Source organism: Paenibacillus sp. DMB20, from assembly GCF_000987955.1.
Classification (GTDB): domain Bacteria; phylum Bacillota; class Bacilli; order Paenibacillales; family Paenibacillaceae; genus Paenibacillus_AQ.
Genome location: NZ_LAZU01000042.1, coordinates 1 through 13,512 on the forward strand (window position 1 = coordinate 1; position 13,512 = coordinate 13,512).

11 protein-coding genes and 2 pseudogenes are annotated in these 13,512 nt (G+C 53.7%); all 13 read left to right on the forward strand.

The window, feature by feature from the left end; translation table 11 throughout:
- The first annotated feature begins 102 nt into the window (after nt 1–102).
- The 13 genes and pseudogenes from spoIID to XI25_RS25255 all read left to right on the forward strand — a co-directional run bounded on the left by spoIID (nt 103) and on the right by XI25_RS25255 (nt 13,420).
- Nucleotides 103–924 carry a stage II sporulation protein D gene (spoIID, locus tag XI25_RS25195; protein ID WP_235440393.1) on the forward strand — a complete coding sequence of 274 codons (822 nt, stop codon included), beginning with the start codon at nt 103–105 and terminating at the stop codon, nt 922–924.
- 59 nt (nt 925–983) lie between these two features.
- Nucleotides 984–1,727, forward strand: coding sequence for a M23 family metallopeptidase (locus XI25_RS25200; RefSeq protein WP_046680778.1), 744 nt, complete (start codon nt 984–986; stop codon nt 1,725–1,727).
- A gap of 258 nt (nt 1,728–1,985) precedes the next feature.
- Nucleotides 1,986–2,273: a sporulation transcriptional regulator SpoIIID gene (gene spoIIID, locus XI25_RS25205; protein ID WP_046680779.1), complete on the forward strand. Its 288-nt coding sequence runs from the start codon at nt 1,986–1,988 to the stop codon at nt 2,271–2,273.
- 201 nt (nt 2,274–2,474) lie between these two features.
- Complete coding sequence (locus XI25_RS25210) at nt 2,475–3,473, forward strand: rod shape-determining protein (protein WP_046680796.1); 999 nt, start codon at nt 2,475–2,477, stop codon at nt 3,471–3,473.
- Nucleotides 3,474–3,587: 114 nt separating this feature from the next.
- A pseudogene (locus XI25_RS25215) lies at nt 3,588–4,470 on the forward strand (flagellar hook-basal body protein).
- 48 nt (nt 4,471–4,518) lie between these two features.
- A complete protein-coding gene (locus XI25_RS25220; RefSeq protein ID WP_046680780.1) occupies nt 4,519–5,343 on the forward strand; it encodes a flagellar hook-basal body protein in 825 nt (274 codons plus the stop codon).
- A gap of 11 nt (nt 5,344–5,354) precedes the next feature.
- Nucleotides 5,355–5,555 carry a DNA-directed RNA polymerase subunit beta gene (locus XI25_RS25225; RefSeq protein ID WP_046680781.1) on the forward strand — a complete coding sequence of 67 codons (201 nt, stop codon included), beginning with the start codon at nt 5,355–5,357 and terminating at the stop codon, nt 5,553–5,555.
- 390 nt (nt 5,556–5,945) lie between these two features.
- Nucleotides 5,946–6,377, forward strand: a complete 432-nt coding sequence (fabZ, locus tag XI25_RS25230; protein ID WP_046680797.1) for a 3-hydroxyacyl-ACP dehydratase FabZ — start codon at nt 5,946–5,948, stop codon at nt 6,375–6,377.
- A gap of 49 nt (nt 6,378–6,426) precedes the next feature.
- Nucleotides 6,427–8,142, forward strand: coding sequence for a phospho-sugar mutase (locus XI25_RS25235; protein WP_046680782.1), 1,716 nt, complete (start codon nt 6,427–6,429; stop codon nt 8,140–8,142).
- Nucleotides 8,143–8,248: 106 nt separating this feature from the next.
- Nucleotides 8,249–10,266 (forward strand): annotated as a pseudogene (locus XI25_RS25240) (DUF5693 family protein).
- Nucleotides 10,242–11,417 carry a polysaccharide pyruvyl transferase CsaB gene (gene csaB / locus XI25_RS25245; RefSeq protein WP_046680783.1) on the forward strand — a complete coding sequence of 392 codons (1,176 nt, stop codon included), beginning with the start codon at nt 10,242–10,244 and terminating at the stop codon, nt 11,415–11,417. Before XI25_RS25240 ends, csaB begins: the two are co-directional and overlap by 25 nt.
- Entirely contained in the window at nt 11,417–12,181 is a 765-nt protein-coding gene (locus tag XI25_RS25250; RefSeq protein ID WP_046680784.1) for a WecB/TagA/CpsF family glycosyltransferase, read from the forward strand. Before csaB ends, XI25_RS25250 begins: the two co-directional genes overlap by 1 nt.
- A gap of 114 nt (nt 12,182–12,295) precedes the next feature.
- Nucleotides 12,296–13,420: a glycosyltransferase family 4 protein gene (locus tag XI25_RS25255; protein ID WP_046680785.1), complete on the forward strand. Its 1,125-nt coding sequence runs from the start codon at nt 12,296–12,298 to the stop codon at nt 13,418–13,420.
- The last annotated feature ends 92 nt before the right edge of the window (nt 13,421–13,512 follow it).

The following is a 13,512-nucleotide window of genomic DNA, read 5'->3' on the forward strand; positions in this document are numbered from 1 at the left end:
CGCCCGCTCCTTCCGCCGCGCCGCAGCCGGCGGAAGAGCCCGCGGTGTCCGTCTACCTGACCCGGACGGACACCGTGGAGACCCTCCCGCTGGAAAGCTACCTTGTCGGCGTTTTTGGCCGCCGAAATGCCCGCGGAATTCCAGCTGGAGGCGCTGAAGGCGCAGGCGATCGCCGCAAGAACTTATATCGTTCAGCGGCTGAAGTCGGGCAACCGCAGCGGCGTACCGGAAGGCAAGGGACAGGTGACGGACACGGTCGCCCATCAAGCCTATATATCGAAAGACAAGTTGGAAAAAGAATGGATCTCATCAGGTAAGGAAGCGGAGCTTGATAAGCTGCGCCGGGCGGTCAAAGAAACGAAGGGGATCGTGATGACGTACAAGGGAGAGCCGATTACGGCTTCTTTTTTCTCCACCAGCAACGGTTATACCGAAAATTCGGAGGATTATTGGAAGAACGAGATTCCCTACCTGCGCAGCGTGGAGAGCCCTTGGGACAAGCAGATCTCTCCTAAGTATAAGACGGTTGTGGATATGCCGCGCGACGAGTTTATCCGCCGCCTAGGGCTCTCCGATGCAGCCATTCCCGTTTCTCTCTCTAACGGAAGCAGCGCGAACTCTTTAATGAAGGTAATCTCGTATACGCAGGGTAACCGGATTCAGGAAGTGAGAGTCGGCGGCAAAAAATTCACGGGACGGGAAATCCGAGAGAAGCTGGATTTAAGGTCCAGCCAGTTCAGCTGGAGGCTGAAAGGCGGCAACGTCGAAATTGTCACGTACGGCAACGGTCACGGGGTAGGCATGAGCCAGTACGGGGCCGAGGGAATGGCCCGCGAGGGGTATAAGGCCAAAGAGATTTTGAGTCACTATTATACCGGCATCTCTTTTGCCGAAACTTCAAAACTTCTCTCTCCAAAAAAATAATAGGAAGGCACGTATAAAAGAGTTGCCCCCGGTAACAATGGTTACTGAGGTGATTGCAAATGAATGAACAGAACAAAAATAGTCAACCCCGCGAAGAAGCTCCTAAAACTGTGCAAGGAGAACCGGCGGTAACGTCGTCTTCGTGGAAAAAAATGTTGTCCAAACGGTGGGTGTTCCCGGCAGCTTATCTGGCAGCAGCGGCAATTATACTAACCCTCGTGTGGGTCTACCAGGACGCCAGCCAAAAACCGCTGAAACCGCAGACGGCAGCTACCGAATCCGAAAACGGCTCGGAAGCGAAAACGTCTGCCGGAGCGGAAGGCAAAGAAGGGGAAGCCGTCGAGGTCATCGCGAATTCGGAAAACATGGTTTGGCCGGCAGCCGATGCCGCCGAAGCTGCCGTTGTGAAGAAGTTTTATGATGCCGAGGGTTCCGAAGAGGAACACCAGGCCGCAATGGTTCAGTACAATGACACTTTTACGCCAAACCTCGGGATTGATCTGGCGCGCAAGGATGATAAAACCTTTGATGTCGTGGCTGCGCTGAGCGGGAAAGTGACCCGTATCGAGGATCATCCGGTAAACGGCACCGTGGTTGAAATCACGCACCCGGGGGATCGCAAAACCGTCTACCAGAGCTTGAGCGGCGTGAAGGTCCAAGAGGGCAAAGAAGTGAAGCAGGGCGATGTGATCGGGGCGGCTGGACGCAGTGAATTCGAGAAGGACCTTGGTAACCACGTGCATTTTGAAGTGTATGAAGCAGGAAATCTGGTGAATCCGGAATCCCTTCTTCCCAAAAAATAATTTCAGTTGATGCTGGGCGCCTCGGGCGTCGAAAGGCAGGATTTTGATTCCTGCCTTTTTTCTTTGTCCTTCAAGGGTTATACAAGCCTTGAAGCGGATCAAAACCGAAGCGCTCCGCCGTCCGGACAACCCGCCTGACCCGGCATGTCCCCAAAATAAATGGGTCCGCCGGAGCTTGTCACCCCGTGAAACCGCGAATATCCCGCCAAGGCACTCATATAATGTACCAAACTATCCACACAGTAGGGAGGCGGGAGCGTGCACGATTACATCAAAGAGCGGACCATTAAGATCGGGCGCTGTATTGTGGAAACAAGGCATACGGTCCGGACGATTGCCAAAGAATTTGGCGTGTCGAAAAGCACGGTGCATAAGGACTTGACCGAACGTCTGCCGGAGATCAACCCGGACCTGGCGGATCAGGTTAAGCATATTCTTGAGTATCACAAATCGATCCGCCATCTTCGGGGCGGAGAAGCCACCAAGATCAAGTACAAAAAGTCGACCAACGGAAGCCGCGAACCTGTCGCCACGGCAAAATCCTGATTTATAGGGCTAAGGTCGCTAAAATGACATTGAATCCCTCCCCTAAAGTATGATATGTTAAAAGATGGTATAAGATCGAATAATGGGACCTTATTGTGCCGATGATCATCATGAAATGTCGTGTTTTGTCAAAGCTCGGCAGCGATACTCGGAAACAGATACTCTTTTACCATAAAACTAAGACTTTGGGGGACTTTCATGATGTTAAGCAAGGATATTGGAATCGATCTCGGGACAGCAAACGTGTTAATTCACGTCAAAGGGAGGGGGGTAGTGCTCGACGAACCTTCTGTAGTGACCATTGAGAGCGAGTACAAACGTGTCCTTGCCGTCGGGGAGGAAGCGCGGCGCATGGTGGGCCGTACTCCCGGCAACATTACGGCGATTCGCCCGCTGAGGGACGGGGTCATCGCCGACTTCGACATTACGGAAACGATGCTTAAGTATTTTATTGGCCGAGTTGGCGCCCGCAGCTGGTACAGCCGCCCCCGCATCCTGATCTGCGCACCCACGAATATTACGTCCGTGGAGCAGAAAGCGATCCGGGAAGCGGCGGAACGCAGCGGAGCAAGAGACGTGTTCCTTGAGGAAGAGCCCAAAGCGGCTGCCATTGGCGCCGGCATGGATATTTTCCAGCCAAGCGGAAATATGGTCGTGGACATCGGGGGCGGCACCACGGACGTGGCCGTCCTGTCCATGGGCGATGTGGTGACATCGTCTTCCATCAAAATGGCGGGGGACAAGTTCGACGAGGCCATAACGAAATACATTAAGAGTAAATATAAATTGCTTATCGGCGAGCGTACGGCGGAAGACTTGAAAATAGCCATCGGCACCGTGCGGCCCGGAGGCCGCCAGGCCGAAATGGATATCCGGGGCCGCGATATGGTATCGGGATTGCCGCTTACGGTTACGGTCACTTCGGCGGAAATGCAGGAAGCGCTCTGGGACCCGATGTCATCCATCGTCGCCGCGGCCAAGCTGGTGTTGGAACGGACGCCGCCCGAGCTTTCGGCGGACATCATTGACAGGGGCGTCATATTGACAGGTGGGGGCGCGCTGCTTCACGGAGTGGACGAGCTGCTGACGGAGGAACTGCGCGTGCCGGTCCTGATTGCGGAGGATCCGATGCACTGCGTCGTCAAGGGGACGGGAATCATGCTCGACAATTTGGATAAAGTGGTTAAGAAAAAGTTCTGACCTTCCGATATAGAAGAATAGGAATGTTTTGTACAAGCGCGTGGTCAAAAATCGACTTTTTGAACTGCCTCTATAAGGCTTCAGATCGCTCTATTTAGGAAGGGAAGTGTCTTCATGATAAGGGGACTTTATAATGCGGCGGCAGGGATGGTCACCCAGCAGCGGCGTCATGATACGATAACGCAGAACATCGTTAACCTGAATACGGCCGGTTACAAGCAGACGGACAGCATCCTTCGTTCGTTTCCCGAGGTGCTGGTATCCATGATCGGCGGAGAACCCGACAATCCGAATCGGACCGTCGGCAAGCTGAACACCGGGGTATTTGCCGAAGAGAGCATGGCGATGTACACGCAGGGCGACCTTCGCGAGACCGGACAGGCTACGGATTTCGCCCTTGTGTCGGAGCTGGGGCTGACCGATCCGGCAACCGGCCGGAATATCCCGTTTGACGCCTCCGGCAAGTACGTCGATGACAACGGAGAGATCATGTACCGGCCGCAGGCCTTTTTTACGGTGCAGGATGAGAACGGACAGGTACGTTATACCCGAAACGGTGAATTTCGGGTAAGTCCTACCGGAAACCTGATGACTTCTACCGGATACCAGGTATTGGATGCCGATAATGCGCCAATTGTATTGACAGGTGCCGCCGGGAACTTTACAGTGAATGAGCAAGGGCAAATCGTGGACGAAGCCGGCAATTTGACCGGAGCTGCGCTGGGCATCAGTGTGGTGGATAGGCCTTACGAGCTCGTCAGGGAAGGCAGCGGCGTTTTTTCGCCTGGATAATAACGGCGGGGACGGCGTGCGTTTTCGGGCAGGCGGCGACAATGTAATCGTCCGCCAAGGCTATATTGAAGCTTCAAACGTCGATCCTTCCAAATCCATGGTTGAACTGACCGCTGCGCTTCGCGCGTACGAGACGAACCAGAAGGTGGTTCAGTTTTATGACAGGTCGCTCGACAAAGCCGTCAATGAAATCGGCAGAGTGTGATGTCAGGATCGGATGGGCAAATAAAGTCTACCCCACGGGAGGTCAGTCATGAATAACTCCATGATCAGCGCTATGGTATCCATGAACTCGATTCAGCAGCGGTTGGATTTAATCGCTGACAATATCGCGAACGTGGAAACGGTTGGTTATAAAAGCAAGGATTCGTCTTTTGAGGATGTACTGAACCAGGTTCAGCACCATCATAAGGATTTCAACCTCACAGGCCGGGCCACGCCTCCTGGGTATTCGATGGGTTATGGCATGAGACTGGCATCTATTGTGCAGAATATGGAACAGGGCCCGCATAAGGAAACGGGGATACCCCTGGATCTTGCGATCGAGGGTAACGCCATGTTTGCGGTTCAGGGTAACGGCGGCGGTATCGCATACACCCGTGAGGGTGGATTCCACGTCTCGCCGGATCCTGGGAATCTGGGCTTTGTCCAGCTGGTTAATAATCAGGGCTACAAGGTGTTGGATCAGAACGATAACCCGATCAATCTTCCGGCAAACGGCAAAGTCGCCGTGGATACGGCAGGCCGAGTGTGGGTGGAATCCGCGGCTGGGCGCAGGATCGCTGCCGTTTTGAAACTTCCGGAGCTTCAGCGTCCCGAAGGACTGGTTCAGATGGACGGCAATCTGTACACCTTGGGAGCGGGCTTAACCGAAGCCGAGGTATTCGATACAGCACCCGCAGCTCCGGGGGAGGCGCCGAAATCGGAAGTGAAATCCGGCTTTTTGGAGCAGTCCAACGTGCAATATGCGGACGAGATGACGAAAATGATGGAGGTCCAGCGGGCCTACCAGTTGGCTGCGCGTGCATTAAGCTCCAGCGATACCATGATGAACCTTGCCAACACAATGCGAGGATAGGTGATATAACCGTGAGTGAAGCAAGCGAACCGAAGCGGCGAAAGACACCCGGATGGAAAATTGCGCTGAGAATCATGGTTCCGGTCATGCTGCTCCTGGCGCTTGCCGGAGGAATGGTATTCGGCTATGTCTTTTTTGGCAAGCAGGATATCGGGGAAGCGTTCAAGTGGAGCACATGGAAGCATGTATTTGATTTGGTTTTTGCCCCGTAACCATAGGAAGATTACGTTTAAATACGCTTTCGGAACTCCCTTCAGGGAGTTTTCTTTTTTTTTCGGTAAAACGGTATAATGGGAAGGGCTATGCGTTTTTTTGGCTGTAAGCCCTAATTAGAGGAAGTTAATTTTGAGGAATCGGACTGCATGAGGCGTCTATTTACTGAACCGCATTAAAAAGGGCTCTCTCCCAGGCCGGCAAGCCTGAATGAGGAGAGCCCCCTTATCTCAACCTTCACGTCTGCAGTCAGTGAAGGATATCCATAGTTTTTTCCGTAAACGCCTTGTTTTATGCACGCTTTTGGGATGAAGGCTATTCTTGTGGAACGTTTTGCCGCTATCAAAAGCCATGCCGGGCGGGTATATACATTAGAAAGGAGTTTTATTGTGCTGAACATCGAACAAATTCAAGAGATTATCCCGCATCGCCCTCCGTTTTTGCTTGTGGACAAGATTGTGGAGATGGAAGAAGGCAAACGCGCGGTTGGCATCAAAAACGTGACGATCAACGAACCCTTTTTCGTTGGCCATTTCCCGGAATATGCGGTAATGCCGGGAGTGCTGATCGTTGAGGCCCTCGCACAGGTTGGCGCCATAGCCATGCTGAGCATCGAGAGCAATCGCGGCAAACTCGGCTTCCTTGCGGGGATCGACGGCTTCCGCTTCCGCGGACAGGTCGTTCCGGGGGATACGCTGCGCCTTGAAGTGGAAATTACCCGTTTAAAGGGCTCGATCGGCAAAGGAAAAGCCACGGCGCTGGTGGAAGGCCGGACGGTAGCCGAAGGCGAGATCATGTTCGCTCTGTCAGACAAGGCTTGAGACCTAAGCTCCGATATATACTCTTTGGGATAGGGAAGGGGAAGAGATCATGGCAGAAATGAGTCAAAAAACGATGGAGACGGTTCAGCGCTGGCTGAACGACCCCACTGTGGACGAAGAGACAAAGAAGGAGCTTCGTTCTTTGGAAAATGATCCGTTGGAGCTGGAGGAACGCTTCTACCGCGATCTTGAGTTTGGGACTGGAGGTCTGCGCGGCATCATCGGCGCCGGCAGCAACCGGATCAACAAATATACGGTAGGCCGCGCTACGCAGGGATTTGCGCGCTACATTCTGGAATCTCACCGCGGGGAAGGAAAGCCTTCCGTCGTGATTGCTCACGATTCCCGTCATTACTCGCCGGAATTTGCGGTTGAAGCCGCTCTGGTGCTTGCCGGCAACGGCATCATGGCCAAACTGTATCCTTCGCTGCGCTCCACGCCTCAGCTGTCATTCAGCGTACGCCACCTGGGCGCTTCGGCAGGGATCGTCATTACGGCCAGCCATAATCCGCCGGAGTACAACGGGTATAAGGTGTACAACTCGGAAGGCGGACAGCTGGTTCCGCATGAGGCGGAACGGGTCATTGCCAGCATTCAGGAGGTGGACTCGTTCGCCGCCGTGAAAAAGCTGACCCGCGAAGAAGCGGAAGGACAGGGGCTGCTGGTGTGGCTTGGGGAGGCTGAGGATCAAGCATTCGTGGATACGGTGGCCGGCATCAGCGTCAACCGCGATTTGATTGCTTCCTCGCTTGGAGAAGATTTCAAGATCGTGTATACGCCGCTTCATGGTACTGGAAATATTCCGGTTCGCCGGGTGCTGGAAACCATAGGGTTCAAAAACGTCTACGTCGTTCCCGAGCAGGGGCAGCCGGACGCCGAGTTTTCCACGGTAAAATCGCCGAATCCGGAGGAGCGCGAAGCATTCACGCTGGCCATGAAGCTGGGCGAGGAAATCGGGGCCGATATTCTGATCGGCACGGACCCGGATGCCGACCGGATGGGGGCTGTCGTAAAGAATGGGCAGGGAGAGTATGTAGTGCTGACAGGCAACCAGTCGGGTGCCATTATGATCCACTACCTGCTGAGCCAGCTGAAGGAGGCAGGCAAGCTGCCCGAGAACGGAGCCGTCGTCAAAACGATCGTGACGAGCGAGATGGGAGCCGCCATTGCCAAGCATTACGGGGCAACCGTGTTTAACACGCTGACAGGCTTTAAATATATCGGGGAGAAAATGACCCAGTTTAAAAAATCCGGACAGTTTACATATCTGTTCGGCTATGAGGAAAGCTACGGCTATCTGGCCGGAAACTATGCGCGAGACAAAGACGCGGTGCTGGCTTCCATGCTCATCTGCGAGGCGGCAGCCTATTATAAAGGCCAGGGTAAAACCCTGTATGATGTCTTGCAGGAGCTGTACGGCCAATTCGGATATTTTCTGGAGAGCCTGGAATCCCGGACGCTTAAAGGGAAGAACGGTCTTGCCCAAATCCAGGCCATCATGACCGACTGGCGCTCCAACCCGCCGGAAGAGGTCGGCGGCATTGCCGTCCAAGAAGTACTGGATTATGCGCAGGGACTGGATGGGCTGCCAAAGGAAAATGTGCTGAAGTACATGCTTGCGGACGGGTCCTGGTTCTGCCTTCGTCCTTCGGGAACGGAGCCCAAAATCAAGTTGTATTTTGCGGTTCGGGGCCAATCGCTCGAAGATGCGGAGAAAAAGATGTCAAACCTTTCCGGCCGCGTAATGGCCAGAGTGGATGCTTAATTTTATATTGCAATGACTGAGAGATTTGACGACCGGGATTTCTCCGTTGGCTGATATTTTTTCGCCGGCGGGAGAAGTCCCGTAAGTTCAATGAGGGGGAACTTTCGTGTATCAGAATTGGAAACGCTGGAACACGGCCGCCCGCAAGTGGCTGTGGATTCTGGTAGTTCTGGGCGTTGCGGCCGCCCTGCCTGTAGGTTATGACCGCTTGAAGACGGAGTCGACATCCAAGAACGTCGAGTTCGTGTTCGACTATCGGGACTTGGTAGACGTCTCCGTATATCGACGCGTCCGCAGGATTATATTTCGGCGCAGCTGGACCGGTTGAAGCAAGCTGGCGTCAGCAGCATGGCACTGTATGAAAGCACGTTGGATGAATTCGTCAAGTCACGGCGGATCGCGGTGTACGACTCGCAGCAAGCGGCTGATCTGACAGGCAAAGTCATCTCTCCTAATGAGAACTATACGTACATTGTCTTTACGAATGATGATAGCGCGTCGCAGATCAAACCGATTATCGAGGAAACCTTTACCCGGCTGGACATCCCTGTCCGCAATTGGGAGTATAAGGGTTCGGAAGGCCTGGTGCTGGAGACGCCAAGAGCGGATGCGGCCCTAAAGCCGATGTCTCCCGACCCGATTACGGTGAAAATGCTCCGGGACAAAGGCTTTGCCATTGTGCCCCGTTTAACGGACAGCCTTCCGTACAACCAGGAGTATATGGATAAGCTGATGGCTTACTTCGCCGATAACGGGGTAAAGCGCCTGTTATTCGAAGGCGAAGCGGTCAAAGGCTTTAACGATGACGAGGATATGGAGAGCCTGAACGCGTTCGGAGAGCTTCTGAACAAGTATGGCATCGGCCTGACGGCGATCGAAAATATCAAGAAACCCCAAAAAGGCTTTAATAAACTGGCTTATCTGACGGATTACAACGTGGCTCGGATATACTCGCTGAGCGAGCGGGATGCCACGCTGGAGACGGACGTGATCAGCGACCGCTTTGTGCTGGCTTCCAAGGACCGGAACATCCGGATGTTCTACCTGAATGCCGAACCGCTTCGAGATACCACGACGGCCTCGATTACGGACCCGCTCGACAATATCATCGAAAGTTTGACCGAGCCGGGTAATGCCATCAAGGATATCCAGGCCAACGGATTTACGATTGGACAAGCCGAGGCGTTCAAGGTATCCGAATCCCCGCTTCAGCGTTATTTCAAAATCGGAGCACTGATCGGCGCCGTGGCACTGATTTCATTGATGATCTCGTACTTTATTCCGTTCCTGGCGATTCCGGCCTTTATTCTCGGATTGATCGGAAGCGCAGGACTCTATGTGCTGAACTCCGCTCTGATGGAGCAGGCAATGGCATTGGCTGTGGCCATCAGCGGGCCTACGGTCGCCATGGTTCTGGCCGTTCGGAAGGTGAATGATGCAAACGGGTCGCTGCCGGATATCAGCCCGGGCAGAAGACTGACCCACGCTATCGTCTTGTTCATAAAAACGACGATCCTGTCCCTGGCCGCCGTTCCGCTTGTGATTGCCCTGCTGAACAATGTGACTTACATGCTCGTACTGGAACAATTCCGCGGCGTTAACCTGCTTGCGCTTGCTCCTATGGGACTAACAGCCGTATACGTTCTGCTGTACCGCGGGGGCAATGCCACCCGTGCCGGCGTGTTGAAGCTGCTCAAAACGCCGATTACCCTTGCCTGGGTCATCGCTGCGGGCATCGTGGGCGTCGTTGGCTTGTATTACTTGAGCCGGACAGGAAACGCAGGAACGGCTCCTCCTATTGAAATGGCGTTCCGTTCTTTCCTGGAAAATACCTTCGGCGTAAGACCGAGAAACAAAGAATTCCTGCTGGCTCACCCGATCATGCTGCTCGGATTGTTCCTTTCCTTTAAGTATCGCCATGCCGCTTATCTGCTTATCGTTGGGGCGATGGGGCAGTTGTCCATGGTTGGTACGTTCACGCACATTCATTCGCCGATCTACATTTCGGCGATCCGCGGCTTGCTCGGTCTGCTGCTCGGATTAATTATCGGTCTGATTGCTATCATGGTATGGCAAGTAGCGGAAAGGATATGGAAAAGATGGGTTCACCTGATAAAACAATAGTCATATCCGGCTATTACGGATTTAAGAACAGCGGCGACGAGGCAGTTTTGAAATCGATCTTGACGGCGCTGGATGAAGAGGGGAAAGCAGCGGGGATGCAGATTGAGCCCGTTGTGCTCTCCATTGATCCGGAATGGACGTCCGCTGCGTATGGCGTCCGCTCGGTTCACCGGATGAAGCTGGGGGAGGTCCGGCGCGCCATCAAGGAAAGCGACGGACTGATCAGCGGGGGCGGAAGCTTGCTGCAGGATGCCACCAGCCCGAAGACGATTCCGTATTATCTGGGCATCCTCAAGATGGCCCAGTGGCTCCGGAAACCGACATTTATTTACGCGCAAGGCGTAGGGCCGGTAAACCGGAAGGTTTTTAACCCGATGATCCGGTCGGTGTTCCGGAAGTGTTCCTACATCTCGGTTCGGGATGCCCAATCGGGGGAACTGCTGCAATCCATGGGTATCCATGGCGAGGATATTCACGTGGTACCGGATCCCGTTATGGGGCTCCCGTTGCCGGAATCTCCCGTGGCGCGCGATTTGGAAGCCCTGCCTGCCGAGCCGGATGATATTGGTGCGGGAGAGGATACTAAAGCTGATGCGGAACTCCCGGTTGTCGGCATTTCGGTCCGATTCTGGGACCCCCAGCGGCGTGAATTGAATGCCATTGCCGAGGGGCTTGCGGCTCTCATGCGAAACCGGCCCGTTCATTTGCGGTTTCTGCCCTTCCATCAGCCGGATGATGATGAGGCATCACGGTATATTACGGAACGAATGGGTGATATTACATCTTACGGCGGCCAAATCAGTTTCTTCCGCGAAGAACAGCAGCCGCAGGACATGCTTCGTGAGGTGGACCGGTGTGATCTGGTTCTGGGAATGCGGCTCCATAGTCTCATTTATGCAGCCAACCGAAGAGTGCCGCTGATGGGGATATCTTACGATCCGAAAATCGATCATTTTCTTAAACGGCTGGACAGCGCTCCGACGGGCAAGACCGATTCGCTGGTACCGCAAGATCTCACCCGTCACATGATTGCGCTCCTTAATGCACCGGAGGCTTGGAAAGCGGAACATGCATCCCAGATTGACCAGCTGAAGCGGGAAGCAACGCTTCCTGCACGTCATATCGTTGAATACTTAGGCAACAGAGGGTGATGGAATTGAACCAGAGAACACAGTTTCCGATCGTTCATATTTTCGGTATACCTTTTTCCAAGCTGAATATGAATGAAACGGTGCGGTATTTAACGGATGCGGTCCAATCGGGGCGTCCGCATCAGGTGATCACGGCCAATCCGATTATGGTGATGGCCGCCATGGAAGATCCGGCCTACAAAACGATGATGCAGAATGCCGACATTATTGTTCCTGACGGCTCAGGCATCGTGTGGGCTGCCAAAACGGGCGGCGATCCGGTGGCGGAACGGGTTACGGGATTCGACCTGGTACATGAATTGTTGAAGGCCGGAGAAAACTACAGATGGAAGTTTTATTTGCTGGGATCGACGCCCGAGGTGATTCAGGAAGCAGCCGAGCGGTTACAAATGCAATATCCGGCAGCGATTATTGCCGGCTACCGTGACGGTTATTTCGGACCCGATCAGGATGATGAAGTGATCGAGGGAATCCAAGCCGTTTCTCCCGACATTCTGTTTGTTGCAAGGGGTGCCGATACGCAGGAGCCTTGGATCGCGCGCTACAAGGAGCGCCTTGGCGTTCCGGTCATGATGGGCGTAGGAGGCACTTTTGATGTCGTTTCCGGCAAAACCAAAAGAGCCCCCAAGGCATTCCAAAAGCTGCGGCTGGAGTGGTTATACCGCTTGTTGAGGGAACCGACCCGCTTCAAAAGGATGCTTGCGCTCCCGAAATTCGCAGTTAAAGTGCTGCGGGAGAAAGAAAACGTTACGAAACCAAGCTAATTACCTCGTTTTTAGGGTCAAAATCCGGGAAATCGCCGGAATTTGGCATTGGATTTCGGTTGCGAAGGGAGTATAATTCAACACGGTAGACCATATTGGGGGTTGAATGATTACATGTTAATGATATACATCATCGGGTTTGTCGTGTCGTTGGCACTGGCTCTGTTCTTGACACCGTTCGTGAAAAAATTTGCGGTAAAGGTTGGCGCTGTGGACGTTCCGAATGCCCGGAAAGTGCATACCCGTATCATGCCCCGGTTGGGCGGATTGGGAATATACCTGGCATTTGTGCTCGCTCTGATTGCCGTCCTTCCTTTCATCCCGGACAGCCTTTCGCCGCGTGACGCAAACTTTATGAAGGCATTTCTGATCGGCGGGTCCATGATCGTGCTGATCGGAGCCCTGGACGACCGCTTCCAGTTGTCGGCCAAAGTGAAATTTCTGGCTCAAATCATCGCCGCGTGCGTCGTCGTATTCGGCTTTAATATCACGGTGGATTTTGTGAATATTCCGTTCCAGGACCGCTACTCCACACTGGAGAGCTGGGTATCCATCCCGCTCACGATTTTCTGGATTGTTGGCGTGACCAATGCGATTAACCTGATTGACGGGTTGGATGGTCTGGCTGCCGGCGTGTCCGGCATCGCTATCGGGACCATTCTGGTCATGTCCTTCCTGATGGGCAACACGACCGTGGCGCTTCTCTGTCTGCTGCTGCTTGGCGCCATCATCGGCTTCCTATTCTTTAACTTTCATCCGGCCAAGATTTTTATGGGGGATGCGGGCTCGCTGTTCCTCGGATTCAGCCTGGCCATGCTGTCCCTGCTCGGATTTAAGCAGATTGCCATCGTCTCTTTCATCACGCCGCTGATTATCATCGGCGTACCGCTGTCGGATACGTTTTTTGCCATCATCCGCCGCAAGATTCAGAAGAAACCGATCTTTGCGCCGGACAAAGGCCATCTTCATCATTGCCTGCGGGAGCTTGGCTTCAGCCACCGCCAGACGGTGCTAATCATTTACGGCATCGCCGCTTTCTTCGGCGTGCTGGCGGTTATCCAGTCTTCGGCCGCGTTGTATGAAGCCAACTGGGTAACGTTTGTCGTGATATGCATCATGATGTTCTTTTTGCAGATTGGAGCCGAAGTTATCGGCCTTGTCGGCAAGACCAAACGCCCGCTGCTCAATCTGCTTAACCGCGTGCGCGTCAAAGCTAATGCGGAATCCCGCACGAAATAACGGATCCATTCGGACTTTTCCATTATATTTCCACCGTTCCGGTGTACAAGCCGCCTCACCCCAAAAAGGGTGAGGTTTTTTTATGCCATTTT